The 22,803-nt window shown below is 72.8% G+C and carries 28 protein-coding genes and 1 pseudogene; 12 read left to right on the top strand and 17 right to left on the bottom strand.

Annotated features, from left to right (window positions below):
- Nucleotides 1-301 precede the first annotated feature (301 nt).
- The gene (locus ABZY13_RS27940; protein ID WP_356635495.1) at nucleotides 302-1,348 is read left to right on the top strand and encodes a saccharopine dehydrogenase NADP-binding domain-containing protein; all 1,047 of its coding nucleotides are present in this window, start codon (nucleotides 302-304) and stop codon (nucleotides 1,346-1,348) included.
- A 124-nt stretch (nucleotides 1,349-1,472) separates the two neighbouring features.
- On the opposite strand, the gene ABZY13_RS27935 is transcribed toward ABZY13_RS27940, so the two are convergent.
- Nucleotides 1,473-1,826, bottom strand: a complete 354-nt coding sequence (locus ABZY13_RS27935) for a helix-turn-helix domain-containing protein (RefSeq protein WP_356635493.1) — start codon at nucleotides 1,824-1,826, stop codon at nucleotides 1,473-1,475.
- Between the two features lie 61 nt (nucleotides 1,827-1,887).
- Between ABZY13_RS27935 and ABZY13_RS27930 the strand changes: the two genes are divergently transcribed.
- Nucleotides 1,888-2,793: an NAD(P)-binding domain-containing protein gene (locus ABZY13_RS27930; protein WP_356635491.1), complete on the top strand. Its 906-nt coding sequence runs from the start codon at nucleotides 1,888-1,890 to the stop codon at nucleotides 2,791-2,793.
- A 308-nt stretch (nucleotides 2,794-3,101) separates the two neighbouring features.
- Here the strand turns inward: ABZY13_RS27930 and ABZY13_RS27925 are convergent.
- Together ABZY13_RS27925 and ABZY13_RS27920 are read right to left on the bottom strand one after the other, a co-directional pair.
- A pseudogene (locus ABZY13_RS27925) lies at nucleotides 3,102-3,565 on the bottom strand (HAD family hydrolase); the annotation flags it as partial.
- Between the two features lie 54 nt (nucleotides 3,566-3,619).
- Nucleotides 3,620-4,474, bottom strand: a complete 855-nt coding sequence (locus ABZY13_RS27920; RefSeq protein WP_356635489.1) for a GntR family transcriptional regulator — start codon at nucleotides 4,472-4,474, stop codon at nucleotides 3,620-3,622.
- Between the two features lie 151 nt (nucleotides 4,475-4,625).
- On the opposite strand from ABZY13_RS27920, the gene ABZY13_RS27915 reads away from it, so the two are divergent.
- Nucleotides 4,626-4,817 carry a hypothetical protein gene (locus ABZY13_RS27915; protein ID WP_356635487.1) on the top strand — a complete coding sequence of 64 codons (192 nt, stop codon included), beginning with the start codon at nucleotides 4,626-4,628 and terminating at the stop codon, nucleotides 4,815-4,817.
- 11 nt (nucleotides 4,818-4,828) lie between these two features.
- On the opposite strand, the gene ABZY13_RS27910 is transcribed toward ABZY13_RS27915, so the two are convergent.
- Complete coding sequence (locus tag ABZY13_RS27910) at nucleotides 4,829-5,725, bottom strand: GntR family transcriptional regulator (protein WP_356635485.1); 897 nt, start codon at nucleotides 5,723-5,725, stop codon at nucleotides 4,829-4,831.
- A 158-nt stretch (nucleotides 5,726-5,883) separates the two neighbouring features.
- Here ABZY13_RS27910 and ABZY13_RS27905 point away from each other — a divergent pair, with 158 nt between their 5' ends.
- On the top strand, nucleotides 5,884-6,069 hold the full coding sequence (locus ABZY13_RS27905) for a hypothetical protein (protein WP_356635483.1): 186 nt from the start codon (nucleotides 5,884-5,886) through the stop codon (nucleotides 6,067-6,069).
- A 205-nt stretch (nucleotides 6,070-6,274) separates the two neighbouring features.
- Here ABZY13_RS27905 and ABZY13_RS27900 read toward each other — a convergent pair whose 3' ends face one another.
- Nucleotides 6,275-7,516, bottom strand: coding sequence for a GNAT family N-acetyltransferase (locus ABZY13_RS27900; protein WP_356635524.1), 1,242 nt, complete (start codon nucleotides 7,514-7,516; stop codon nucleotides 6,275-6,277).
- Nucleotides 7,517-7,646: 130 nt separating this feature from the next.
- Nucleotides 7,647-8,282 (bottom strand): aerial mycelium formation protein, encoded by a 636-nt coding sequence (locus ABZY13_RS27895; RefSeq protein ID WP_356635481.1) that lies wholly within the window; start codon nucleotides 8,280-8,282, stop codon nucleotides 7,647-7,649.
- A gap of 171 nt (nucleotides 8,283-8,453) precedes the next feature.
- Between ABZY13_RS27895 and dtd the strand changes: the two genes are divergently transcribed.
- Nucleotides 8,454-8,879, top strand: coding sequence for a D-aminoacyl-tRNA deacylase (gene dtd / locus ABZY13_RS27890; protein WP_356635479.1), 426 nt, complete (start codon nucleotides 8,454-8,456; stop codon nucleotides 8,877-8,879).
- 103 nt (nucleotides 8,880-8,982) lie between these two features.
- Here the strand turns inward: dtd and ABZY13_RS27885 are convergent, their stop codons facing one another.
- Genes ABZY13_RS27885 through ABZY13_RS27875 form a run of 3 tightly spaced genes read right to left on the bottom strand, consistent with a single transcriptional unit; the run spans nucleotide 8,983 to nucleotide 11,047 of the window.
- Nucleotides 8,983-9,948, bottom strand: a complete 966-nt coding sequence (locus ABZY13_RS27885) for a folate-binding protein (RefSeq protein WP_356635477.1) — start codon at nucleotides 9,946-9,948, stop codon at nucleotides 8,983-8,985.
- Between the two features lie 10 nt (nucleotides 9,949-9,958).
- Complete coding sequence (locus tag ABZY13_RS27880; RefSeq protein WP_356635475.1) at nucleotides 9,959-10,435, bottom strand: Fur family transcriptional regulator; 477 nt, start codon at nucleotides 10,433-10,435, stop codon at nucleotides 9,959-9,961.
- A gap of 36 nt (nucleotides 10,436-10,471) precedes the next feature.
- Nucleotides 10,472-11,047: an FABP family protein gene (locus tag ABZY13_RS27875; protein WP_356635473.1), complete on the bottom strand. Its 576-nt coding sequence runs from the start codon at nucleotides 11,045-11,047 to the stop codon at nucleotides 10,472-10,474.
- A 252-nt stretch (nucleotides 11,048-11,299) separates the two neighbouring features.
- On the opposite strand from ABZY13_RS27875, the gene ABZY13_RS27870 reads away from it, so the two are divergent.
- Nucleotides 11,300-11,662 carry a DsrE family protein gene (locus tag ABZY13_RS27870; protein ID WP_356635471.1) on the top strand — a complete coding sequence of 121 codons (363 nt, stop codon included), beginning with the start codon at nucleotides 11,300-11,302 and terminating at the stop codon, nucleotides 11,660-11,662.
- On the opposite strand, the gene ABZY13_RS27865 is transcribed toward ABZY13_RS27870, so the two are convergent.
- From ABZY13_RS27865 to ABZY13_RS27830, 8 genes are all read right to left on the bottom strand, one after another.
- Complete coding sequence (locus ABZY13_RS27865) at nucleotides 11,656-11,919, bottom strand: DUF3099 domain-containing protein (RefSeq protein WP_356635469.1); 264 nt, start codon at nucleotides 11,917-11,919, stop codon at nucleotides 11,656-11,658. The genes ABZY13_RS27870 and ABZY13_RS27865 overlap by 7 nt on opposite strands.
- Before the next feature lie 91 nt (nucleotides 11,920-12,010).
- Nucleotides 12,011-12,301: a DUF1416 domain-containing protein gene (locus ABZY13_RS27860; RefSeq protein WP_043502058.1), complete on the bottom strand. Its 291-nt coding sequence runs from the start codon at nucleotides 12,299-12,301 to the stop codon at nucleotides 12,011-12,013.
- Nucleotides 12,302-12,341: 40 nt separating this feature from the next.
- The gene (locus ABZY13_RS27855; protein WP_356635467.1) at nucleotides 12,342-13,181 is read right to left on the bottom strand and encodes a sulfurtransferase; all 840 of its coding nucleotides are present in this window, start codon (nucleotides 13,179-13,181) and stop codon (nucleotides 12,342-12,344) included.
- A 148-nt stretch (nucleotides 13,182-13,329) separates the two neighbouring features.
- On the bottom strand, nucleotides 13,330-13,410 hold the full coding sequence (locus tag ABZY13_RS27850) for a putative leader peptide (RefSeq protein ID WP_350310325.1): 81 nt from the start codon (nucleotides 13,408-13,410) through the stop codon (nucleotides 13,330-13,332).
- A 290-nt stretch (nucleotides 13,411-13,700) separates the two neighbouring features.
- Entirely contained in the window at nucleotides 13,701-14,435 is a 735-nt protein-coding gene (locus ABZY13_RS27845; protein WP_356635465.1) for a DUF2993 domain-containing protein, read from the bottom strand.
- A 109-nt stretch (nucleotides 14,436-14,544) separates the two neighbouring features.
- Entirely contained in the window at nucleotides 14,545-15,687 is a 1,143-nt protein-coding gene (locus ABZY13_RS27840; RefSeq protein ID WP_356635463.1) for a hypothetical protein, read from the bottom strand.
- Between the two features lie 8 nt (nucleotides 15,688-15,695).
- Nucleotides 15,696-15,950 (bottom strand): MoaD/ThiS family protein, encoded by a 255-nt coding sequence (locus ABZY13_RS27835; RefSeq protein WP_356635461.1) that lies wholly within the window; start codon nucleotides 15,948-15,950, stop codon nucleotides 15,696-15,698.
- 36 nt (nucleotides 15,951-15,986) lie between these two features.
- On the bottom strand, nucleotides 15,987-16,847 hold the full coding sequence (locus tag ABZY13_RS27830) for an alpha/beta fold hydrolase (RefSeq protein WP_356635459.1): 861 nt from the start codon (nucleotides 16,845-16,847) through the stop codon (nucleotides 15,987-15,989).
- A gap of 165 nt (nucleotides 16,848-17,012) precedes the next feature.
- Here ABZY13_RS27830 and ABZY13_RS27825 point away from each other — a divergent pair, with 165 nt between their 5' ends.
- The 6 genes from ABZY13_RS27825 to ABZY13_RS27800 all read left to right on the top strand — a co-directional run bounded on the left by ABZY13_RS27825 (nucleotide 17,013) and on the right by ABZY13_RS27800 (nucleotide 22,678).
- Complete coding sequence (locus tag ABZY13_RS27825) at nucleotides 17,013-17,804, top strand: response regulator transcription factor (RefSeq protein WP_356635457.1); 792 nt, start codon at nucleotides 17,013-17,015, stop codon at nucleotides 17,802-17,804.
- A gap of 82 nt (nucleotides 17,805-17,886) precedes the next feature.
- On the top strand, nucleotides 17,887-18,909 hold the full coding sequence (locus ABZY13_RS27820; RefSeq protein WP_356635455.1) for a LacI family DNA-binding transcriptional regulator: 1,023 nt from the start codon (nucleotides 17,887-17,889) through the stop codon (nucleotides 18,907-18,909).
- Nucleotides 18,910-19,091: 182 nt separating this feature from the next.
- Nucleotides 19,092-20,135: a trypsin-like peptidase domain-containing protein gene (locus ABZY13_RS27815; protein ID WP_356635453.1), complete on the top strand. Its 1,044-nt coding sequence runs from the start codon at nucleotides 19,092-19,094 to the stop codon at nucleotides 20,133-20,135.
- A 14-nt stretch (nucleotides 20,136-20,149) separates the two neighbouring features.
- The gene (locus ABZY13_RS27810) at nucleotides 20,150-20,452 is read left to right on the top strand and encodes a hypothetical protein (RefSeq protein WP_356635451.1); all 303 of its coding nucleotides are present in this window, start codon (nucleotides 20,150-20,152) and stop codon (nucleotides 20,450-20,452) included.
- A gap of 46 nt (nucleotides 20,453-20,498) precedes the next feature.
- Nucleotides 20,499-21,233: a response regulator transcription factor gene (locus tag ABZY13_RS27805; protein ID WP_356635449.1), complete on the top strand. Its 735-nt coding sequence runs from the start codon at nucleotides 20,499-20,501 to the stop codon at nucleotides 21,231-21,233.
- Nucleotides 21,230-22,678: a HAMP domain-containing sensor histidine kinase gene (locus tag ABZY13_RS27800; protein ID WP_356635447.1), complete on the top strand. Its 1,449-nt coding sequence runs from the start codon at nucleotides 21,230-21,232 to the stop codon at nucleotides 22,676-22,678. Before ABZY13_RS27805 ends, ABZY13_RS27800 begins: the two co-directional genes overlap by 4 nt.
- Nucleotides 22,679-22,803: the final 125 nt, after the last annotated feature.

The raw sequence follows: 22,803 nt of genomic DNA, 5'->3' as shown, positions 1-22,803 counted from the left end.
TGAACGCCACGCTCCGGGCAAGCGCCACGCTCCGGCTCCCCGTCACCGCCGAGCGCACGCCGGCCGGGCCGCAGAGGGCGGCGTCGTACCAGGGGTCGGTGAGGTCGGAGCGGTGGACGCCGAAGACATCGCAGCCCGCGGCGAGTTCGAAGTGCCGTGCGCCGGCCGTGACGGCCGGGGCGACGGCCCCCGTGTCGGAAAGTGTACGGCCGGTGGCCTTTCCGCCCCTCGTGGCCGTGGCCGGTCGCCAGCACGATGAGGCCCATGCAGTCGAGGAGTGCTGGGAGCAGAGGGGACCACCATGGATGCGGGTCGCACGGTGACGGTGTTCGGGGCGTACGGGCACACCGGCCGCTTCGTCGTGGCGGAGCTGCTGGAGCGAGGGCTGACGCCGATCCTGGTCGGGCGCGATCCCGGCAGGCTCGGGGCGTTGCTGGTGACGCTCCCCATGGGCCTGGAGGCGCGGCCGGCGTTCGTGGAGGACGCGGACTCGCTCGACGCGGCGCTGTACGGCGCCACGGCCGTGATCAACTGCGCCGGCCCCTTCGCCGACACGGCCGCCCCGGTGATCGAGGCGGCGCTGCGGGCGAGGATCCCGTACGTCGACATCGCGGCGGAGATCGAGGCGGTGGCCGGCACCCTCGCGCACTTCGACGCGCGGGCCCGCGAGGCCGGGACGGCCGTGGTGCCGGGGATGGCGTTCCACGGCGGACTCGGCGACCTGCTGGCCACGGCCGCGCTCGCCGAACTGCCGTCGGCCGACGAGGTGTTCCTCGCCTACGCACTCAGCAGCTGGCACCCCACCCCCGGCACCCGCGCGTCCGGCAGGGTCTCCCGGCAGCGCCGCGGCGACCGGCGCCCGGTCTACACGGACGGCCGGCTGGAACTGCGCACCGGCCAGGCGCCCGCCGGCCGCTGGCGCTTCCCGGAGCCGGTCGGCGAGCGGGACGTGCTGGAGGAGTTCACCACCGCGGACAGCGTGACCATCCCGCACCACCTCACGGCCCCGGTGATCCACACCTGCATGACGGTGGAGGCGGTCAGGGACCTGGCGGCGCCGGACACCCCGCCGCCGACGCCGGCCGACGCGAGCGGGCGCTCGGCGCAGACGTTCCTGGTCGACGTCGTCGTGCGCTCCGGCACCGAGCGGCGGCGCGCGGTGGCCCGCGGGCGGGACATCTACGCGACCAGCGCGCTGCTGGCCGTGGAGGCGGTCGTACGGCTGCTCGGCGGGCGGATCCGGGACGGACGGGCCCACGCGGCCGGGGCGGCGTCGGCCGGGGAGATGTTCGACGCGGTCGGGTTCCTGCGGTCGCTGTCGGGGCGGCTGTCGTTCTCACTCGTGTAGACGGAGGGCGCAGGGCCGACGGGACCGACGGGGCAGCCGGCAACGCGGCAGCGGGGCCGGCGTACCCACTTTTTTGTGGGTACTTGGCACCGCACCTGACCGGCGGAAAGCTGGTCGCAGGTGGTCAGGAGGCCGGGACGGCCTCGGCGGCGAGCCGGTCCAGGCGGCGGTGTCCCCACGCGGAGAGGGGGGCCAGCGCCTCGGACAGGTCGCGGCCGAAGTCGGTCAGGGAGTAGACGGTCTTCAGCGGCAGCACGTCGTGCACCTCGCGGTGCACGAGGCCGTCCTCCTCCATCTCGCGCAGCGCCTGGGTCAGCACCTTCTCGCTGAGCCCGGGCAGCTTCCGGCGCAGTTCGCCGGGGCGGTGCGGGCCGGACTCCAGCAGCCACAGCAGGGACGTCTTCCACTTGCCGTCGATCACCGCGATCGCGGCGGTCACTCCGCAGACGTTCGTGTCGTGCGCACGACTGCGCGCCATGACCACCCCTTTCGTCACCACTCGCCACTTCTGTTCCCAGGCTATGCAAGGGAGTTGCCGCATGTCCACGCACTTCGCGCCGTCCTCCGACGGCGCTTCCGCCACCGTCACCGTGCTCGGTCTGGGCCCCATGGGACGGGCCCTGGCCGGCGCCTTCCTGGACGCCGGACTGCGGACCACCGTGTGGAACCGCACCCCCGGCCGGGACGCCGAGCTGGTCGCCCGCGGCGCGACCGGCGCGCACTCGGCCGAGGAGGCCGTCGCCGCGAGCGCGCTGACCGTGCTCTGCGTCGTCAACTACGACGCCGGCGACGCGATCCTGCGCCGGGACGAGGTCGCCGCCGCCCTCAAAGGGCGCACGCTCGTGAACCTCAGCGCCGACACCCCCGACCGCGCGCGCGACACCGCCGACTGGGCCGCCCGGCACGGCGTGCGCTACCTGGACGGCGCGATCATGACGCCGACACCGAGCATCGGCACGCCGGACGCGGTGTTCCTCTACAGCGGACCGGCGGACGTGTACGAGGAGCACCGGCCGGTCCTGGACGTCCTCGGCGGCTCCCACACCCACCTCGGCGAGGACGTGGGGCGGGCGGCGGCGTACGACGTGGCGCTGCTCGACGTCTTCTGGACGTCGATGGCGGGCTACGCGCACGCCCTGGCCGTCGCCCGGGCGGAGGGCGTCACCGCCCGCGAACTGACGCCGTACGCCCAGGGGATCGCCGCGATCCTGCCGCCGCTGATGGAGGAGTTCGCGGGCGACGTCGACAGCGGGACCTACTCGGGCGAGCTGAACCCGATCACCTCGGCGGCCTCCACCATGTCCCACATCGTCCACGCCTCGGAGTCCCACGGCATCGACGCGAGCGTGATGCGCGCGATCGAGGGCCAGGCCCGCCGGGTCGTCGCCCTGGGACACGGCACGGACGGGTATCTGAGGGTCACGGAACTCCTCGGCCGCCGCTGACGCCTCCGCCGCGGCCGTCCGCCCGGGGCCCGACGGCCGCGCGGGCCCGCCGCCCCCCGAGCGGGCGATCCGGCCCTCCCCGAACGGCCGGTCCGGCCCCCGAGTGGCCGTCGCGGGGGGCGGACCGGCCGCTCGGGGGCCCGACGGCTTGCCACGCGGGTCCGGCATCCCCTCACCGGGCTCGCGGTGACCTTCCCCAGGGCCCGGCAGACCTCCCCGCAGTCCGGCCCCACAGAACTCTCTCCCCCAGCCGGCCGCACTGCGGCCCGCAACCCCGGCCCTCACTGCGCCAAGTGCTCCCCACCGGGGTCCTGGGTGCGGCCGTAGACGTGCGGGGCGAAGCACTGCTCGAGCCCGCGCCGGGCCAGACACGCCCGCACCGCGCGCGGCGAGTTGTTGGTCGTGACCGCCAGCCGGACCCCCCGCCGCGCCCACCCCCGCACCACGGAGTCGGCGAAGGCGGTCGGCCGCGCGCTCACCGCCGCCCGCAGTTCCTCCTGGGTGAGCCGCTCCTCCAGGTCCACCACCAGTTCCCGTCGGGACTGCCGCCCGTGCACGGCCCGCAGCACGACCCGGGGTCCGACGACCACCGCTCCTCCTCGGTGAGCAGGCCGAGCGCGCCCCGCTCGGCCAGCAGCGCGACCAGCGCGCGCGTCACCCGCGTCGCGGAGTGCCCGGCGAACAGCCGGCAGACCGGCCCGTCGAAGTCGAGAAGCACACAGCGGGCACGCGTGATCAGTTCCTGGAGGTTCTCCGTGGTGTGCGTCGTCACCGGATCAGTTCGCGGCACACCGGGACGTGGCCGGGGCCGCCGGACGCAACGACGCTAGCCCAGCGTCAACTCCGTGGTGACGGTGTTCCACAGCGCCTCGAACCACCGCTCGGACTGTTCGACGAAGGCCGCGTCACGTCGGCCGACGCCCCGCTCGAAGGAGAACAACAGCGCCTGCGAGCCCAGGACGTCGTACATCTCCAGCCCCTCGCCCTCCTCCCCCTCCTCCTCCCGGCGGGTGACCAGGTAGTACGCCATGAGGACCTCGGTCCCGTTCAGCAGGTACAGCTTCACCGGCGGGGTGAAGGGCAGCGCGCGGAACGACACGTTCACCCGGATGCCGTGGGAGTGGCGCAGGCTGTGCAGGTTGTGCCGGATGACCAGGCACTGCGCGTTGCGCCGGGCCAGCCACCGGTCGTGGAGCGTCTCGTCGTCGTCCTCGCCGTCGACCGGGACCGGGAAGGCGAGGCTGATGTTGCGCGAGGGCACCAGGACGCGCAGGTCGATCGACTCGGGGCGGATGCGGCCCTCGTGGATCAGCCGCACCGGCTCGGTCAGGGCCAGCATCAGGGTCTGGGCGGTGAGCGAGACGGCGTCCATGCGGACGTGCGGGGCCGCGAAGGCCTCCGCGAGGCGCGGGGCCAGGGCGACCGTGGCCGGCTGCGGCTCGTGGTCCGTGCGGGGCGGCTCGGCGACGCGCGGAGGGCTGCCCCGGCCGGTGTTGGCGAGCATGCCGTCCGCGTGCAGGATGCGCAGCGCCTGACGGACGGCACCGCGCTCCACTCCGAAGCCGGCCGCCAGCTCAGCCTGCGTGGGCAGCCGCTCCCCCGCCTTCAAGTCCCCGGCCCGGATCCGCTGGCGCAGGGCCTCCGCTATCTCCCGGGGCGAACTACCGCTGCTGCCGGCCACCGCCGCCACCTCCTCCGCTCACGGGAAAACGGTATGCGTCCATCCCACTTGAGAGAGATGCCCCGGAGTTGTTTATTTACCGCCGCCAAGTTGGAACAACCTAGGGGAAGTTGGCACCAACTACTGCCAAGTCCCTGGAGGGGGGCACGCCATGCTGGAGACATCCCTCTCGCCGCTCGCGCTCCTGGTCGTCACCGTCGAGGAACTCGCCCGGTGGAGGTACGGCGCCACCGGCCTGATCGCCCTCGCGCTGCTGGCCCTGGGCATCAGGTTCCGCAACCACACGTGCAGCGCGATCGGCGCCGTCACGCTGAGCGCGCTGGTCACCCGGCCCGCGCTGTGAACCGCGAACGGTCAGTCGCGCAGCGACAGTTCGGTGCTGATGGTCTCCCACAGCGCGTCGAACCACCGCCGGGACTGCTCCACGAAGGCCCCGTCGCGCACCCCGCCGCCCGGCTGCCCGAAGCCGAACAGCAGGGTGGTGGCCCCCTCCGCCTCGTACGTCTCCAGGCTGCGGTGGTCGATCTCCTGCTCGCCGCGGCTGATCGTGTAGTAGGCGAACAGCGCCTCGGCCTCGTTGAGCACGTACAGCTTCACCGGCGGGGTGAACGGCAGGGCACGGAAGTCGACCCGTACGTCGATGCCGTGCGTGCGCCGCAGGGCCGTCAGGTTGTGCTCCAGGATCATGGCCTGGGCGTTGCGCAGCCCCAGCCAGTGCCGGTGCACGCGGTCGGCGTCGTCCGGCTCGACGGGCGTGGGGAAGGCGAGCGCGATGTCCCGGGACGGCAGCAGCGCCCGGACGCGCACACTGGCCGGTTTCGACTCCCCGGAGTGGATCCGGCGCAGCGGCTCGCCGATGGCCAGGGTGAGCGACATCAGGGTGTGGCACACGGCGTCGACCCGTACGTGCTCGGCCTCGAAGGCGGCCATGACCCGCGGCGGCAGCGCCACCATGGTGGGCTCGGGCCGGGCCGCGGGGCCGCTTCCGAGAGCGTCCCGGCGCTGGGCGACGGTCGCCGGCGCCCCTCGGGACACGTTGGTGAGCAGCCGCTCCGCCTTCAGGATGGCCAGCGCCTCCCGGATGGTGCCGCGCTCCACGCCGAACTCCTCCGCGAGGCCGGCCTGGGTGGGCATCCGCTGGCCCGGCCGCAGCTCACCGGACCGGATGCGCTCCCGCAGCGCGTCGGCCACCTCGCGGTGCGTCCTCTGGCCACGCGCCCGCCCGTCCACGGCAGTTCCTTCCGGCGTCACACACGAACCGTACAACTTTGAGCCATCTTAGGGCAGTTACTTAACAGGTGGTTCCCGGACACTTCAAAGAAGGCCCAACTGAGCATAAGTTGGCAACCAACTCAATCGACATGGTCACCCTTCACCAAGGTTGGTCGTCGTCGCGGAGGGAGCACCCCATGCCGGTCATCGCCCTCGTCGCCGCCGCGCTGCTGATCGGCGTGGAACAACTCGTCCAGTCCCGCTACGGAGCCATGGGGATCATCGCCTTCGTCGCCCTCACGGTCGGCGTCAAGGCCAGGAACACCATGGTCGGCGGCATCGGAGCGGTCATCCTCGTGATGCTGCTCGCCCAGTCCGGCTGACCGGGCTCCCTTCCGGAGGGGAGCCGGGAGCCCGGTCGGTCAGCACCAACAGCACCGCCACAACCGCATAGGCACAGCCACAACCGCATACGCACAGCCACAACCGCATACGCACAGCCGCAACCGAACAGCACGCTACGGATACGTCACCCGCCCCCGCCGGGAACCCCAGCCGGGACACCGGCGGGCCCTGACGAAAGGAGCCTCAGAACAGGTCCGGGCACCAAGGCCGCCTGGACGTGCGCAGCAGGGCGTCGGCCGACCGGGCGGCGCCCGCTCGTTCTTCCCGCACCCTCCCCAGCGCCGCCAGCCGCACCGCCGACTCGTCCCCGAGCCACAGCGCTGCCAGATCGGCCACGTCCAGCGCCAGGTCGGCGCTCCGCGCGGTCGGCGCGCAGGACCCACGCCCGCCCGCTCCCGGCGCCTCCAGCAGATACCGCCCGCCGGCGAACCCGCCCGCGTCGGCGACCTCCAGCACCAGTTCCCCGGCCCCCTCGTACGTCCGCGCCTCCAGGGCCCGTACGACGTCCAGGAGCCGCACCCACAGCCAGTCGGCCTGCGTGGTGACGCGGGCGGCGCGCGGGTCGGGCAGGAAGTGCGGGAGCAGGTCGTCCGGGGCCCGCCAGCCGGTCTTCACGTACGTGACCCAGTCGATGGAGCACAGATACCGCCACAGGGCCCGCTCGGCGGCCGGGGTCGCGCCGATCAGCCAGTTCACCTCGGCGGTGTTCAGCGGCTGCTTGCCGTCGCCCCACTTGTCGTCCGCCTCGTACGACACCATGCCCTCGACCTCGCCGGACGCCGACCGGTACACCGCGAAGAAGGGCTCGGTCCAGGAGGGACCGATGCGCAGGGCGCCGGTGTTGAGCTGCCACCACAGCTCACCGCGGTCGATGGCGCCGGGCTGTCCGCGGCGCACCCGCTCGTGCAGCCCCGGACCCAGCTCGCGGACGTCCTCGGCGTCGACCAGGTCGATCCGGCCGCCGCACTCGGGCGCGGCGCCGCGCGGGTCGAGGCCGGCCCGCGGCACGTCGATCGTCCACTCGGTGGTCCAGGTCGCCGGGCCGAAGCCGTAGCGCCCGTAGATCGGGTACTCGGCGGAGACGAGGGTGGCGACGACGTCGCCGCGTTCCTTCGCGGCGGCCAGGTCGTGGGCCATCATCCGGCTGAGCAGCCCCCGGCGCCGGTGGGTGGGCGACACGCTGACGTTGGTGACGGCGTCGGCGGCGACGGCGGCGCCGCCGACCGCGGTCAGCTGCTGGGCGAAGGAGCGGAACGTCGCCACGCAGCGTCCGCCGTCGAAGGCGCCGAGCAGCCGGCCGGGCTCGAACTGGCGGCGTCGGCCGTCGAGCTGCTCCTCGGAGGCGGTGGGCGGACGCAGGAAGCCGGTGTTGAGGGCGCGGATCCAGTCGCCGAGTTCGGCTTCGTCGATCGGCCGCACGGGCAGGGCGGCGTCGCGGTGGGTGCGAGCGGGAGGGGCGGGGCGGGGGGTCGTGGAAGTCACGGGGGTCACGGTAGGCAGGACACCGCGCGGGTGTCGCGCGGATTTCCCGTGACCCCTCCAAGGAGCCGGACGCTCACATCAGCAGGTCGTCGACCTGGGCCTCCCCCTCGCGGTAGCGGCGGGCGATCTCCGCGCTGCAGCCGTCGGCCGTGTGCTGCAGCCGCTGCCGGCGACGGGACACCTGCTGCTCGTAGCGCACGAGCCGGCCGAGGGCGGCGCTCAGCTCCTGGTTTGTGCGGGCGCCGAGGTCGGACAGTTCGACCTCGGCGAGCATGTCGGCGGCCAGCCTGGAGTACTCCTCGCTGTACGGGGTGCCGAGCGTGACGTGGCGGGCGGAGGAGCGGTGCCGGGCCGGGGCGTCGGTCAGGATCTCCGACAGCCGCTCGACCACGGAGCCCTGCCGCGCCTCGACGATCGCCGGTCCGGGGCCGCTGCCGCCCCCGCGTCGGGCGAGTTCCGCGCCGAGGATGTCGATGCGCCCCTGGAGCAGCCGCCGTACGTAACTGAGGTCGGCCTCGTCGCGCTGGGCGTCCCGGCGCAGGGCGCGCAGTTCGGGCAGGCTCAGCGCGGCGAGGTCGTGTTCGGGTGGGTCCCCGGGCAGCGGTGGGCTGTCGGTGCGCTGCGCGGGCGGGCGGAGCTGCTGCTCCGGGCCTCCCGCGTCGGTCAGCGACACAGCCCCGGGCAGCCGCCCGGCACTCGGTGTTCTCATGTGTCTCTCTACCGTCCCCTCGACCGGCGTGTGGCAGCATCGTCCCACCCCGAGTGGCCACTATGTGACCGAGTGCCCCCGATCGGCCCCAGATGGGGGGTTGGGGATCAAAAAGCGCCTTGGTACGGACCAACTGCGAAGCGGGTGGTCACCGCCCGGCATGATGGTCGTATGCGTGCAGTGGTGCAGAGGGTGGACGGCGCGAGCGTCGTCGTGGACGGCGAGACGGTGGGGGCGATCGAGGGCGAGGGGCTGTGCGTCCTCGTCGGCGTCACCCACGAGGACACCAAGGAGAAGGCGGCGCAGCTCGCCCGCAAGCTCTGGTCGATCCGGATGCTGGCCGACGAGCGGTCGTGCAGCGACATCGACGCGCCCCTGCTGGTGGTCAGCCAGTTCACCCTGTACGGCGACGCCCGCAAGGGCCGCCGTCCCACCTGGAACGCCGCCGCCCCCGGCGACGTCGCCGAGCCGCTGGTGGACGAGGTGGTCGCGCAGCTGCGCGCGCTGGGCGCGACGGTGGCGACGGGCCGGTTCGGCGCGCGGATGCGGGTGTCGCTGACGAACGACGGCCCGTTCACCGTCCTGATCGATATCTGAGCCGGGCCTGATCGAGAACCGAGCCGGGTGGCCCGATCGAGAGCCCAGCCGGGTGGCCCGATCGAGAGCCCAGCCGGGTGGCCCGATAGGGGAGCCGAGCCGGCTACGGCTCGACAATGACCTCCTGCGCGGCGGCCGTGTCCCCGGCGACCAGCCGGGCGTCCACGGGCACGTTCCGCTTGACCAGGCCGAGGGCGACCGGACCCAGCTCGTGGTGGCGCACGGACGTCGTCACGAAGCCGATCTTCCGGCCGTCCGGGCCGTCGTCCGCGAGCCGCAGCTCGGTGCCGGCCGGCGGCAGATGGACCTCGCTGCCGTCCAGGTGCAGGAAGACCAGCCGGCGCGGCGGCTTGCCGAGGTTCTGCACCCGGGCGACGGTCTCCTGGCCCCGGTAGCAGCCCTTCTGCAGATGCACGGCCGAGCCGATCCAGCCCAGCTCGTGCGGGATGGTGCGGTGGTCGGTCTCGAAGCCGAGGCGGGGCCGGTGCTGCTCGACGCGCAGCGCCTCGTACGCCAGGATTCCGGCCGGCGGCCCGGCCTGCTCGGCGAACGGCTCCAGCCGCTCGCGGGGCAGGAACAGGTCCCGCCCGTACGCCGTCTCGCGTACGACGCCGCCCTCGGGGGCCTCGGCGATGGACCCGGCCGGTAGGTGGACGACGGCGACGTCGGCGGTGCGGTCGGCGACGTCGACCTTGTAGAAGAACTTCATCGACTCCAGGTACGCGATCAGCGCCTCCTGGGTGCCCGGCTCGACGTGGGCCCAGACGGTCTCTCCGTCGTCCACCAGGTACAGCGCGTGCTCGACGTGCCCGTGCGCGGAGAGGATCAGCGCCTCGGTGGCCCGGCCGGGGGGCAGGTCGCTGACGTGCTGGGTGAGCAGCAGGTGCAGCCAGCCGAGCCGGTCCTCGCCGGTGACGGTGACGACACCGCGGTGCGAGAGGTCGACGAAGCCGGCGCCCTCGGCGAGGGCACGCTGCTCGCGGAACAGGTCGCCGTAGTGGGCGGCGACGCCTTCGTCCGCCCCTTCGGCGGGGACGGCGCCGGGCAGGGACAGCAGGGGGCTCTTCATGGCCCCAAGCCTACGACTCGCCGCTTGTCGTATTTGCATCCGCGCTCGCGCCCGCGTCCCCACGGGCGTGCCGACGGGAGCAGTCCTCGCACCGTCCGAAGATCGCGAAGTGCTTCAGGTCGGTGTCGAAGCCGAACGTGGAGCGCAGCTTGGCGGTGAAGTCGGCGGCCACTTCCAGGTCGGCCTCGATGACGTTGGTGCAGTCGCGGCAGACGAGGTGGATGTGGTGGTGCCGGTCGGCCAGGTGGTAGGTCGGCGCGCCGTGCCCGAGGTGGGCGTGCGAGACCAGGCCCAGCTCCTCCAGCAGCTCGAGGGTGCGGTAGACCGTGGAAATGTTGACCCCCGACGCCGTCTTCCTCACTTCCACGAGGATGTCGTCGGGGGTCGCGTGCTCCAGGGTGTCCACGGCTTCGAGCACGAGTTGCCGCTGCGGCGTCAGCCGGTAGCCGCGCTGCCTCAGATCGCTCTTCCAGTCGGTGCTCACCACACCTGAAGTGTAGGGGTCGCCGGCTGTGCGGTGGGGTCAGCGGAAGAAGGCGATCCCGTCGTCGGGCATGTCGTCCGGGAGGGCCTTCGCCCAGCGCTCGACGTCCTCCGGGGTGACGACCTTCTTCAGGTGGGCGGACATGTAGGGGCGCAGCTCGACGTCCGGGGTCTGCTTCTCGCCGACCCACATCAGGTCGCCCTTGACGTAGCCGTACAGCCGCTTGCCGCCCGTGTAGGGGCGGGAGGCGGCGGTGCGGGCCACGGCGTCCGTGACGAGGTCGATCTGGGGCTTCTGGTGGGCCATCTCGCCGTACCAGATCTCGATGACGCCGTCGTCGCGGGTCATCGTGACCTCGACCTTGCGGTTGCCGTCGATGCGCCAGAAGCCGTGCTCGGACTCGAGCGGACGGACCTTGTTGCCGTCGTTGTCGAGCACCCAGGTGTGCGAGTGGTACTCCAGGAAGTCCCGGCCGTCGTGGGTGAAGGTGACCTCCTGCCCGAAGTTGCACTTCTCGGCGCCGGGGAAGTCGTGCACGCCCGCGCCCGCCCAGTTCCCGAGCAGGAAGGCGAGGGGGACGAGGTCCTTGTGGAGGTCGGACGGGATCTCGATCATGATCGGCAGTTCCTAGAGGGGGGTCAGCGCTGGCCCTGGTACAGCTTCTTCACGACCAGCCCGGCGAACGCGAGAGTGGCCACGCAGACCAGCACCAACAGAATTTCGAAGAAGAGTGTCACGGGGAGGCTCCTCGGTGAGCGGGTCAGCTGTACAAGGCCGGACCCCAGCTTACGCGGCCGGGGTCCGCGCCTCGGTGTGAGGTCCGGCGCAGGCGGCGGTGAGCGGTGGGGAAGTGATTACGATGCGGGCATGGCGAAGAAGCTCGTGATCAAGGTGACGGCGGGGGCCGACGCCCCCGAACGCTGCTCGCAGGCGTTCACGGTGGCGGCGGTGGCCGTGGCGAGCGGCGTGGACGTCTCCGTGTGGCTGACCGGCGAGTCCGCGTGGTTCGCGCTGCCGGGCCGGGCCGCCGAGTTCGAGCTGCCGCACGCCGCCCCGCTGCCCGAGCTGCTCGACTCCGTGCTGGCCGCCGGCCGGCTCACGCTGTGCACCCAGTGCGCCGCCCGCCGGGACATCACGGAGGACGACGTCATCGCGGGCGTGCGGATCGCCGGCGCGCAGGTGTTCGTGCAGGAGGCGCTGGCGGACGACACGCAGGCGCTCGTCTACTGACGCGGCGGTCTCTTGCCGTCCAGCTCGTCCCACCACGCGTCGGACTGCGGGTCGCCGGAGGGGTCGTCCCACCAGCGGTCGTCGGGGCCCCGGCGGTTGGCGATCACGGCGGCGACGGGCGGGATGAGCATCGCGACCACGCACATGCCGACGGCCGCCCCGGTCGACCACAGGCGTACGACGGCCCATGCCAGGACGAACAGCACCAGACAGGCGCCCATCAGGGTGAAGTACACATGACGTCGCCGCGCGTACATGTGTCCAGCGTAGGCATGGCCGCGGACACGGTGAAGGGCCGCACCGCGGGCGTACTGCCCAGGAGTGCGGCCCTTGCGCCGTACGGGTCTGTCAGACCGCGATGGCGACCTCGGCCAGCGCGCCCTTCTCGGCCACGACGACCGTGCGGTCGGCGGTGCCGCCGGGAACGAGGGCGCGGACGGTCCAGGTGCCCTCGGCCGCGTAGAAGCGGAACTGGCCCGTCGCGGAGGTCGGGACCTCCGCGGTGAACTCGCCGGTCGAGTCCAGGAGCCGGACGTAGCCGGTCACCGGCTCGCCGTCACGGGTCACCTGGCCCTGGATGGTGGTCTCACCGGGCTTGATCGTCGAGGCGTCGGGGCCGCCGGCCTTCGCTCCACACATGTCGTACTCCTGAAGGGTGTTGAAAGGTCGGTCGGGGTGGCTACTTGGCGGCGCCGAGTTCGATCGGCACGCCGACCAGGGAGCCGTACTCGGTCCAGGAGCCGTCGTAGTTCTTGACGTTCTCGACACCGAGCAGCTCGTGCAGCACGAACCAGGTCAGGGCCGAGCGCTCACCGATGCGGCAGTAGGCGATCGTGTCCTTCGACAGGTCGACGTTCTCGTCGGTGTAGAGCTGCTTGAGCTCCTCGTCCGACTTGAAGGTGCCGTCGTCGTTGGCGTTCTTCGACCACGGGATGTTGCGGGCGCTCGGGACGTGGCCCGGACGCTGCGACTGCTCCTGCGGCAGGTGGGCCGGGGCGAGCAGCTTGCCGGAGAACTCGTCGGGCGAGCGCACGTCGACCAGGTTCTGCGTGCCGATCGCGGCGACGACGTCGTCGCGGAAGGCGCGGATCGCGGTGTTCTGCGGCTTGGCCTTGTACTCGGTCGCGGGGCGCTCGGGCACCTCCTCGACCAGCTCGCGGGCGTCCAGCTCCCACTTCTTGCGGCCGCCGTCGAGCAGCTTGACGCTGTCGTGGCCGTACAGCTTGAAGTACCAGTAGGCGTACGACGCGAACCAGTTGTTGTTGCCGCCGTAGAGGATCACCAGCGTGTCGTTGGCGATGCCCTTCTTCGACAGGAGCTTCTCGAAGCCCTCCTGGTCGATGAAGTCGCGCCGGACCGGGTCCTGGAGGTCCTGGGTCCAGTCGATCTTGATGGCGTTGCGGATGTGGTTCTTGTCGTACGCGGACGTGTCCTCGTCGACCTCGACGATCGCGATGTTCGGGTCGTCCAGGTGCTCCTGAAGCCAGTCGGCGTCTACCAGGACGTCGCTGCGGCTCATGCTCTTTCTCCTCCGGGGCAGTTACGGCGGGGCGTACGAGTGCGAGGTGTGCGGTGTGCGGGCGCGGGTCGTGCCGGTCCGGTCACGGCGCGGCGCACGGACGCCCTCGGCGGGGCGCGGTGGGTGAACGCGGGAGACGGGCTCCCGCTCAGAAGGTGCGACAGAGCATGGCGGCGACGCGGCACAGGTCTACTGCCCGCCGCTTCGTGAGATCCGCCTGTCGCTTCATGGGCTCGATCGTAGGGACGGACGGGCGGGCATGTCACCGGTGTGTCGTATATTGAGACGCGATCGTCCATGATGCGGGAATACGCGTCCCGTGGGCGCCGTTCGCCCACGGTTTCCGGGCGCTTTCGTTCCGCGTCGCATCTGCGGTGCGGACCATCCGTCTCACCCACCGGACAGCAGCCGGGCCCCGGGTGTTCCGCCGGGCCGGCCGGACGTGGCTCACATGGCCGACCGGAGGTCTCCCCGCCGGGCCGGCGGACGTGGCCCCCACCGGGGCCGGCCGGACGTTTCCTACCCGGCCAGCCGGACGTCGGAACCCTTCACCGAGATCTCGACGCCGTCCTTCGCCGCCTCGACCTTGTCCAGCTCGATGCCGCCGGGCAGCTCGTTGATCAGCTGCTCGAAGTCGGTGATCGACCGGATCCGGTCCTCGGCCACCTCGACGCCGCCCAGCGAGGGCAGCGAGTCCGCGCTCACCCGCACCTTGTCGTCCTCGACGGTCACCGTGCTCAGCACGTACACCGGACGCGGCAGCTTGGCGCCGAGGACCGACGCCTCCACCGCGACCCTGATCTTCCCGTCGCCGCCGTCGGACAGGCCCACGACCTCGGCGGTGATCCCGGGCGCGACCTCCGTGGGCTCCGACCGCGCGGCCTTGAGCAGCTCCTCGTAGGAGACGCTCGCGGTACCGGTGGCGGAGCGGGCCGTGGCGGAGCTGTAGTCGGCGGCGAAGTCGACGCCCTTCATGTTCGCCCGGAGGTCGTCGATGCGGATCGTCCCGCCCTTGCCCGACGTCGCCTCGTACGTGTCGATGCCGACCTCGACGTCGTCCAGCTCACCGCCGGCGACCTGGGTGAGGAACGGGAAGCCGTTGATGGAGACGTCCGGGGTGGCGGCCAGGTTCTCGTTGGCCCGCAGCCGGTCCGCGGCCTCGCCCTCGGCGAAGTGCACGGCGATGCGGTCCGCGGCGACGAAAAGGCCGCCGAGGACCACCACGACGATCAGAAGTATTCGCAGCGCGCGCATGTTCCCCCACCTCGGCGGTCTTCCAGTCCGAGGGTCACGGTAACCCCGCCGGGCCGACAGCTCGCCGGATTGTCGATCACCTGTGACAGGGGCGGCCCGCCGGACCCGCTCAGACCAGTACCCTTCCCAGCACCCACAGCACCGGCGCCGCCGCGCTCAGCGGGAGGGCCACGCCCGCCGTGAAGTGGACGAACCGGGAGGGGTAGTCGTAGCTCGCCACCCGGTGCCCGATCAGCGCGCACGCCCCGGCCGCGGCTCCCAGCAGCGCGCCCCCGGCGCCCGCCCCGGTCACCGAGCCGAGCGCCAGGCCCGCCCCCGCCGCCGCGAGCAGCGCGACGACCACGGAGACCGGCGTCGGCAGCGGCAGCGCCCGCGCGAGCACCGCGACGGCCACCGCGCCCGCGCCGACCGTGACCGCGTCCGCCTCGGCGGCCAGATGACCGGTGGCGACGATGGCCAGCGCGGCGGAGACGACGGTCGCCGTCAGGCCGTACATCCGCTCGTCCGGATCGGCGTGCGAGCGCAGCTGCAGGACCAGCGTCAGCAGGATCCACACCCCGAGGGCGCCGAGGATCGCGGCGGGCCCCTGGTCGCGCCCGACGACCAGCAGCGCCGCGTCGGCGGTCAGCGCGCCCGCGAACGCCAGCGCGATGCCCTGCCGGGCCGGCCACATGCCGTTCAGCCGGAACCAGCCGGCGGCGGTGACCGCCTGGAGGACGACGAGCGGCACGAGCAGCGCGTACGAGCCGAGCGCCGCCGCGCCGGCGAGCAGCAGGCCGAGCACCGCCGTCAGCGCGGCGGGCTGGAGACCGGGCTCGATGATCGGGGAGCGCCCTTCCAGGCGGGCGCGCTGGGCGGCGGTGAGGGGGGCGGCAGGCGCGGCCGGTTCCGGGGCCTGGGCCGCCTGCGGCGCGTAGCTCGTGTGCGGGGCGTGAGCCGCGGGGGCCGCCTCGGGCGCGTGCGCGTGGCCGTACGGCCCCTCGGCCGCCGTCGCCCACTGCTGCCCGGTCGCGTAGGCAGGCTCCTGCCACTGCTGCGGCTGCTGCGGGTACTCGGGGTGCTGGGCGGCGTACGGCTGCCCGTACTGGTCGTACTGCGCGTGCTGCCCGTACTGGTCGAACTGCTGCTGGTACTGCGCGTACTGCTGCTGGTACCCGGCGTCCTGCTGCTGGTACGGGTCGTAGGACCCGTCCCCCTCGGGCCCCTGGTACCCGTCGTGCCCCCGGTACCCCTCGTACGGCTGGTCGCTCATCGGCCCGGTCACCCTCCTGCGAACGGCGGGAGCACCTCGACCGTGCCGCCCTCGGTCAGCCGTACCGTCTCATGCCCGCGTGTGCCCACGGGGTCGCCGTCGATCAGGAACGAGCAGCGGCGCAGCACGCGCGTCAGCTCCCCGGGGTGCCGCTCGCGCACGGCGTCGAGCGCCTCGGCGAGCGTGGCCGCGTCGTACGCCTCCTCGGCCACCCCGGCCGCGGCCTTCGCGGCGGCCCAGTAGCGCACCGTGACCTTTGCCATCTCGTCCCTCAAGTCCATCGACGGTGAGCACCCAGGCTAGCCGTCCGCACCGACGGCCCGGACGGCCCAGTCCCCGATCCTCGCGAGCAGGTCGTCGGTGGCCGCGTGCTCCGCGTGGCCCATGCCCGGTTCCAGCCAGAGTTCGCCGTGGTCGCCGGCCGCGGCGGCGAGCATCCGGGGGTGGTCGACGGGGAAGTAGCCGTCCCGGTCGCCGTGGACGACGAGCAGCGGGACCGGGGCGATGCGGGGCACGGCCTCGACCGGGGAGAGCGGGACCGGGTCCCAGTGGCGGCGGTGGATGCGGGTGCGGAAGCCGTAGCGGCCGACCAGCCGGCCCGCGGGGCGGGTGACCAGCCAGTGCAGCCGGCGCATGGGGGCGGTGCCGCGGTAGTACCAGCGGGCGGGCGCGCTGACCGACACCACGGCGTCCACGTCCCCGCGGTGCAGCGCCGCGTGCCGCAGCACCACCGAGCCGCCCATGGAGAAACCGACGGTCACCACCCGCGCGTGCCCGAGCCCACGCGCCCGCTCGACGACCGCCGCGAGGTCCAGCACCTCCCGGTCGCCGACGGTCGAGTAGCCGCCGGAGGCCCCGTGCCCGCGGAAGGAGAAGGTGACGACGGCCCCGTACCGGGCGAGCGCCCGCGCCACCCGTCGGACATGCGGCCGGTCCGCGTCGCCGGTGAAACCGTGGGCGACGACGAACACCGGGTCACCGGAAAGTGGCGCGGAGGCGTCCGCGCAAGATTCGTATACGACCCCACCCGGTTCGTATACGAAATCGATCGGAATGCCGTCGGACGTGCGCAGAAACGTCCGCAAAGGGGTGCGGCTGCCCGTCTCAGCGTTCGGACGAACGGTGGAATGTGCCGCATGACCTGCCGGACCGTTGTTCATGTGGGCTATTCTGCTCGGCAGAGGACCTGGGCAGCGTGGCCCCCGGGTCCTTTTGTGCTTTCGGAAGCGTTGTATACGGAGCGGGAAACCGCCGGTGTACGGGGCCCCGGGAACGCAGAGCAATGCCGTAGAAGTCCTCGCAGGGACCGAGGAGGAACCAGACGTATGAGTTCTCTGCTGCTCCTGACCAACGCTCTCCAGCCGTCCACCGAAGTGCTCCCCGCGCTCGGCCTGCTGCTGCACAACGTGCGCGTGGCGCCGGCGGAGGGCCCCGCCCTCGTGGACACCCCGGGCGCCGACGTCATCCTGATCGACGGACGCCGTGACCTGCCGCAGGTGCGCAGCCTGTGCCAGCTGCTGCGTTCCACCGGCCCCGGCTGTCCGCTCATCCTCGTCGTGACCGAGGGCGGCCTCGCCGCCGTCACCGCCGACTGGGGCATCGACGACGTCCTCCTCGACACCGCGGGACCGGCCGAGGTCGAGGCCCGGCTGCGGCTCGCGATGGGCCGCCAGCAGATCGTCAACGACGACTCCCCGATGGAGATCCGCAACGGCGACCTGTCGGTGGACGAGGCCACCTACTCGGCCAAGCTCAAGGGCCGGGTCCTGGACCTCACCTTCAAGGAGTTCGAGCTCCTCAAATACCTGGCCCAGCATCCGGGCCGGGTCTTCACCCGCGCCCAGCTCCTCCAGGAGGTCTGGGGCTACGACTACTTCGGCGGCACCCGCACGGTCGACGTGCACGTACGGCGGCTGCGCGCCAAGCTCGGTCCCGAGCACGAGTCGCTGATCGGCACCGTCCGCAACGTCGGCTACCGCTTCGTCACCCCGGAGAAGGGCGAGCGCGCCTCCGACGAGGGCAAGTCCAAGGCGGACCGGGCGAAGTCCGCGGGGCGCGCGGAGAGCGCCGACGAGCCCGCCGCCGTGGGCGCCGCCGAGGTCGCGGCCGAGGCATGACGGCGGCGCGGACGCCCGGACGGGCGCGAAGAAGGCTCTGTACTCCCTGCCCAGGGGCGGTCCATCCGCGTAGACTCCGCGCGTGGCCAAGGTAACCAGGGATGACGTGGCGCGGCTGGCGGGTACGTCCACCGCCGTCGTCAGCTATGTCATCAACAACGGACCCCGGCCGGTCGCCCCGGCCACGCGCGAGCGCGTCCTCGCCGCCATCAAGGAGCTGGGGTACCGGCCCGACCGCGTCGCCCAGGCGATGGCGTCCCGGCGCACGGACCTCATAGGCCTGATCGTGCCGGACGCCCGCCAGCCCTTCTTCGCGGAGATGGCGCACGCCGTGGAGTGGGCGGCGTCCGAGCGCGGCAAGATGGTGCTGGTCGGCAACTCCGACTACGTCGGCGAGCGCGAGGTGCACTACCTGCGGGCGTTCCTCGGGATGCGCGTCTCCGGTCTGATCCTCGTCAGCCACGCGCTCAACGACCTGGCCGCCGCCGAGATCGACGCCTGGGACGCCCGGGTGGTGCTGCTGCACGAGCGGCCCGAGGCGATGGACGACGTCGCCGTCGTGATGGACGACCTCGGGGGCGCGCAGGACATCGTCGCCCATCTGCTGGGCCACGGGTACGAGTACGTCGCCTGCATGGGCGGCACCGCGGACACCCCGGCGGTCGGCGACCCGGTCTCCGACCACGTCGAGGGGTGGCGGCGCGCGATGGAGGAGGCCGGGATATCCACCGAGGGCCGCCTCTTCGAGGCCCCCTACAACCGGTACGACGCCTACCAGGTCGGCCTGGAGATCCTCGCCGGCCCGCGGCGCCCCCCGGCGATCTTCTGCTCCACCGACGACCAGGCGATCGGCCTGCTGCGCGCGGCGCGCGAGCTGCGCATCGACGTGCCCGGCGAGCTGGCGGTGGCCGGCTTCGACGACATCAAGGAAGCGGCCCTGGCGGACCCGCCGCTGACGACGGTCGCCTCCGACCGCTCGGCGATGGCCCGTGCGGCCGTCGACCTGGTCCTGGACGACGCCGTGCGCGTCTCGGGCTCGCGCAAGGAGCGGCTGAAGGTGTTCCCGTCGCGGCTGGTGGTGCGGCGGTCGTGCGGGTGCGAGTGACGCGGGGCTGAGAGCTGCCGGGCTGAGGGCTGCCGGGCTGAGGGCTGCACGGCTGGGGGCTGATGGCCCCGGGGCGTTCTCGGATCGCCCGGGGCGTCTTTTACATCGGGCATACGAGGTTCTGCCGGGCTTCTCAGGGGGCGCTCAGGGTGCTCTCATGGTCCGTCGACAGGCTCGGGGACATGACCGAGAGCCCGCGTTCCATGCACCCCGAGTGGCCGCCCCCGCCCGCCCACGAGCCGGCGTCCGCCCCTCCCCCCGCCCCGTCGCCCGCCGATCCCACCCCGCTGCTCGCCGAGCCCGTCGAGCACGACGCCCGCGCGGCGCACGCGACCCGCGCCTCCCGCCGCAGGCCCGCCCGGGGGGCGGGCGCGCTGCTCGCCGCCGTGGCCGTCGTCGCCGCGGCCGTCGGGGGCGGCACGGCGTACGGCATCCAGGAACTCAGCGGCAGCGACACGGTCGCCGCCGCCGGCAGCACCGGCGGCAGCACGAGCGTCGTGCCGTCGAGTCAGAAGGGGACGGTCGCCGGGGTCGCCGCCGCGGTCGGTCCGAGCATCGTGGAGATCAGCGCCACCTCCAATGCCGGCGAGTCCACCGGATCCGGTGTGATCATCACCAGCGACGGCGAGATCATCACCAACAACCACGTCGTCTCCGGCGCCTCCGAGATCACCGTGACGACCGGCGACGGCAAGGAGTACGACGCCGAGATCGTCGGCACCGACAGCGGCAAGGACCTCGCGCTCCTCGAACTGGCGGACGCCTCCGGGCTGGCGGCGGCCTCGCTCGGCGACTCCGACGGCGTCCAGGTCGGTGACACGGTCGTGGCGATCGGCTCGCCCGAAGGGCTGACCGGCACCGTCACCAGCGGCATCGTCTCGGCGCTGGACCGCGACGTCACCGTCTCGACGGACGAGAGCCCGCAGCAGCGGCAACAGCAAGGCGGCGGCTGGCCGTTCGAGTTCGGCGGCCAGGAGTTCAACGGCGACACCGGCTCGTCCACGACGACGTACAAGGCGATCCAGACCGACGCCTCCCTCAACCCGGGCAACTCCGGTGGCGCGCTGATCGACATGAACGGGAACGTCATCGGCATCAACTCGGCCATGTACTCGGCGAGCGGCTCGTCGTCGGCCGACGCGGGCAGCGTGGGGCTGGGCTTCGCCATTCCGATCAACACCGTCAAGTCCGACCTGGACAAGCTGCGGGCCGGTGCCACCGAGTGAGGAGCGGCGACCACATGATCAAGCGCACCGTCCACATCGTCCATACCGTCCACACCGTGCCCGCCGCCGACGCGGGCGCCGCGTCCGTCACGTCGGCGCTCAGGGTGGCGTACGCACTCCACGCACCCGGCGCTTCGACTCCCGCGCCTCCTCCCGCTCCCGCCCCCGCCTCGCGCGCCCAGGAGATCGCGACCGCCGTCTCCCGGCCCCCCGCCCCGGCCAAGGCGGCCCCGACCCCCGCCCCCGCCCGGCGCTCCGCGCGCAAGGCCGACCGCCGCCGGACCGTGCCCCCGCCCGCCGGGAACGTGCGACGCTGACAAGGTCAGACCGCTCCCGCCCACCGACACCCGAGGATTCCCGCCCATGAGCCCCGCCGAGGCCGACCGTGACCCCCAGCGCATCCTGATCGTCGACGACGAGCCGGCGGTGCGCGAAGCGCTCCAGCGCAGCCTCGCCTTCGAGGGGTACGACACCCGGGTCGCGGTCGACGGAGCGGACGCCCTGGAGCAGGCCGCCGCCTACCGGCCCGACCTGGTCGTCCTCGACATCCAGATGCCCCGCATGGACGGCCTGACCGCCGCCCGCCGCATCCGGGCCGCCGGCGACACCACCCCCATCCTCATGCTCACCGCCCGCGACACGGTCGGCGACCGGGTCACCGGCCTCGACGCGGGCGCCGACGACTACCTGGTCAAGCCGTTCGAGCTGGACGAGCTGTTCGCCCGCATCCGCGCGCTGCTGCGCCGCAGCTCGTACGCGGCGGCGGTGGCGGGCGGGGCGCCCCAGGACGACGCCCTCACCTTCGCGGACCTGCGGATGAACCTGGCGACCCGGGAGGTGACACGGGGCGGGCGGCCGGTGGAACTGACCCGCACGGAGTTCACGCTGCTGGAGATGTTCATGGCGCACCCGCGTCAGGTCCTCACCCGTGAGCAGATCCTGAAGGCGGTGTGGGGCTTCGACTTCGAGCCGTCGTCCAACTCCCTCGACGTGTACGTGATGTACCTGCGCCGCAAGACGGAGGCGGGCGGCGAGCCGCGCCTCGTCCACACCGTGCGGGGCGTCGGGTACGTCCTGCGGCAGGGCGGCGCCGAGTGAACGGCGTCGCCCGCCGCGTCCGCACCCTCCCGATCCGCTCCCGGCTGGCGCTTCTGGTGGCGGCGGCGGTGGCGTTCGCGGTGGCGGCCGTGTCGGTGACGTGCTGGTTCGTGGTGCGCGGGAAGCTCTACGACGAGATCGACACCGACCTGAAGTCGTCGGTCGGCGCCGTGCAGCGCATCAACGTCGCCGCCGCGCTCGCCGCCTGCGGCCAGTCACCCGACTCCGGGCCGCTCGGCCCCGGCTCCGACAGCTACATCCAGATCGTCACGTCGGACGGGGAGGCCTGTCCCTTCCCCGGCTCCGGGGGGACGGTCACCGTCACGGACGCGGACCGGGACATGGCCCAGGACCCGCGGGGGGAGTCCCGGGGACCGCGCGACGGCAAGGACAGCGACGGCACACCGGTGCGCGTGCTGACGACGGCCCTCTGGGTGGAGGACCGGGGCAACCGCTACCTCGCCGACGACTCCGCGCTCGTCCTCGCCGTCTCCCTGAAGGGCACCCGGTCCACCCTCAACGAACTCGCCCTGCTGCTCCTGCTCGTCTCCGGCATCGGGGTCGTCGGCGCCGGCGCCGCCGGTCTCGCCGTCGCCCGCGCCGGGATGCGGCCCGTCGACAAACTCACCGAGGCCGTCGAACACGTGGCCCGCACCGAGGATCTCGCCATCCGCATCCCCGTGGAGGACGACAGCGAGGACGAGATCGCCCGCCTCTCCCGCTCCTTCAACTCGATGACGTCCTCCCTGGCCAGCTCCCGCGACCTGCAGCAACAGCTGATCGCCGACGCCGGCCACGAACTGCGCACCCCCCTGACCTCGCTGCGCACCAACATCGAACTCCTCTCCCGCAGCGAGGAGACCGGCCGCCCCCTCCCCGAGGCCGACCGCAAGGCGCTCCTCGCCTCGGTGAAGGCCCAGATGACGGAACTGGCCGCGCTGATCGGCGACCTCCAGGAACTGTCGCGCTCGGAGGGCCAGCGCGGGGAGCGCGTCCAGGTGGTCTCCCTGGAGGACACGGTCGAGTCGGCCCTGCGCCGCGCCCGGCTGCGCGGCCCCGAGCTGACGATCACGGCCCACCTGGAACCGTGGTACGTCCGGGCGGAACCCGCGGCGCTGGAGCGGGCGGTGGTCAACATCCTGGACAACGCGGTGAAGTTCAGCCCGGAGGGCGGCACGATCGAGGTGCGCCTCACCGACGGCGTCCTCACGGTCCGCGACCACGGCCCCGGCATTCCGGCCGAGGAACTCCCCCACGTCTTCGACCGCTTCTGGCGCTCTCCGTCGGCCCGCGCCCTCCCCGGCTCCGGCCTCGGCCTGTCCATCGTGGCCCGCACGATCCACCAGTCGGGCGGCGAGGTCACCCTGACCCACGCCGAGGGCGGCGGCACGGTGGCGACGATCCGCCTGCCGGGGGCGGGGGTGCCGCCGCCGGAGACGCCGTGAAGTGAGCCACCGTTCACCTCACTGCCGGAAGAGTCCCGCCACCACGATCTGCGGAGCTTCGGCTCGCCCGACGGCAACCTTTCCCCCGCCCGCGCCGACCCCTTGGTGTCCCCGCACTCCAAGGA

The sequence above is a fragment of the Streptomyces sp. NPDC006610 genome (assembly GCF_040611575.1).
In the GTDB taxonomy this organism is placed as follows: domain Bacteria; phylum Actinomycetota; class Actinomycetes; order Streptomycetales; family Streptomycetaceae; genus Streptomyces.
The sequence above is the reverse complement of the archived record's forward strand: the minus strand, read 5'-3'. Positions and strand labels throughout refer to the sequence as shown.

Coding starts and splice junctions, on each gene's coding strand:
- ABZY13_RS27845 (WP_356635465.1), bottom strand. CDS start 14,435: ATGCGCGCGCTGCGAATACTTCTGATCGTCGTGGTGGTCCTCGGCGGC.
- ABZY13_RS27810 (WP_356635451.1), top strand. CDS start 20,150: ATGATCAAGCGCACCGTCCACATCGTCCATACCGTCCACACCGTGCCC.
- ABZY13_RS27830 (WP_356635459.1), bottom strand. CDS start 16,847: ATGAACAACGGTCCGGCAGGTCATGCGGCACATTCCACCGTTCGTCCG.
- ABZY13_RS27815 (WP_356635453.1), top strand. CDS start 19,092: ATGACCGAGAGCCCGCGTTCCATGCACCCCGAGTGGCCGCCCCCGCCC.
- ABZY13_RS27855 (WP_356635467.1), bottom strand. CDS start 13,181: ATGAGCCGCAGCGACGTCCTGGTAGACGCCGACTGGCTTCAGGAGCAC.
- ABZY13_RS27825 (WP_356635457.1), top strand. CDS start 17,013: ATGAGTTCTCTGCTGCTCCTGACCAACGCTCTCCAGCCGTCCACCGAA.
- ABZY13_RS27930 (WP_356635491.1), top strand. CDS start 1,888: ATGTCCACGCACTTCGCGCCGTCCTCCGACGGCGCTTCCGCCACCGTC.
- ABZY13_RS27935 (WP_356635493.1), bottom strand. CDS start 1,826: ATGGCGCGCAGTCGTGCGCACGACACGAACGTCTGCGGAGTGACCGCC.
- ABZY13_RS27860 (WP_043502058.1), bottom strand. CDS start 12,301: ATGTGTGGAGCGAAGGCCGGCGGCCCCGACGCCTCGACGATCAAGCCC.
- ABZY13_RS27905 (WP_356635483.1), top strand. CDS start 5,884: ATGCCGGTCATCGCCCTCGTCGCCGCCGCGCTGCTGATCGGCGTGGAA.
- ABZY13_RS27895 (WP_356635481.1), bottom strand. CDS start 8,282: ATGAGAACACCGAGTGCCGGGCGGCTGCCCGGGGCTGTGTCGCTGACC.
- ABZY13_RS27940 (WP_356635495.1), top strand. CDS start 302: ATGGATGCGGGTCGCACGGTGACGGTGTTCGGGGCGTACGGGCACACC.
- ABZY13_RS27875 (WP_356635473.1), bottom strand. CDS start 11,047: ATGATCGAGATCCCGTCCGACCTCCACAAGGACCTCGTCCCCCTCGCC.
- ABZY13_RS27805 (WP_356635449.1), top strand. CDS start 20,499: ATGAGCCCCGCCGAGGCCGACCGTGACCCCCAGCGCATCCTGATCGTC.
- ABZY13_RS27870 (WP_356635471.1), top strand. CDS start 11,300: ATGGCGAAGAAGCTCGTGATCAAGGTGACGGCGGGGGCCGACGCCCCC.
- ABZY13_RS27865 (WP_356635469.1), bottom strand. CDS start 11,919: ATGTACGCGCGGCGACGTCATGTGTACTTCACCCTGATGGGCGCCTGT.
- ABZY13_RS27885 (WP_356635477.1), bottom strand. CDS start 9,948: ATGAAGAGCCCCCTGCTGTCCCTGCCCGGCGCCGTCCCCGCCGAAGGG.
- dtd (WP_356635479.1), top strand. CDS start 8,454: ATGCGTGCAGTGGTGCAGAGGGTGGACGGCGCGAGCGTCGTCGTGGAC.
- ABZY13_RS27840 (WP_356635463.1), bottom strand. CDS start 15,687: ATGAGCGACCAGCCGTACGAGGGGTACCGGGGGCACGACGGGTACCAG.
- ABZY13_RS27915 (WP_356635487.1), top strand. CDS start 4,626: ATGCTGGAGACATCCCTCTCGCCGCTCGCGCTCCTGGTCGTCACCGTC.
- ABZY13_RS27850 (WP_350310325.1), bottom strand. CDS start 13,410: ATGAAGCGACAGGCGGATCTCACGAAGCGGCGGGCAGTAGACCTGTGC.
- ABZY13_RS27835 (WP_356635461.1), bottom strand. CDS start 15,950: ATGGCAAAGGTCACGGTGCGCTACTGGGCCGCCGCGAAGGCCGCGGCC.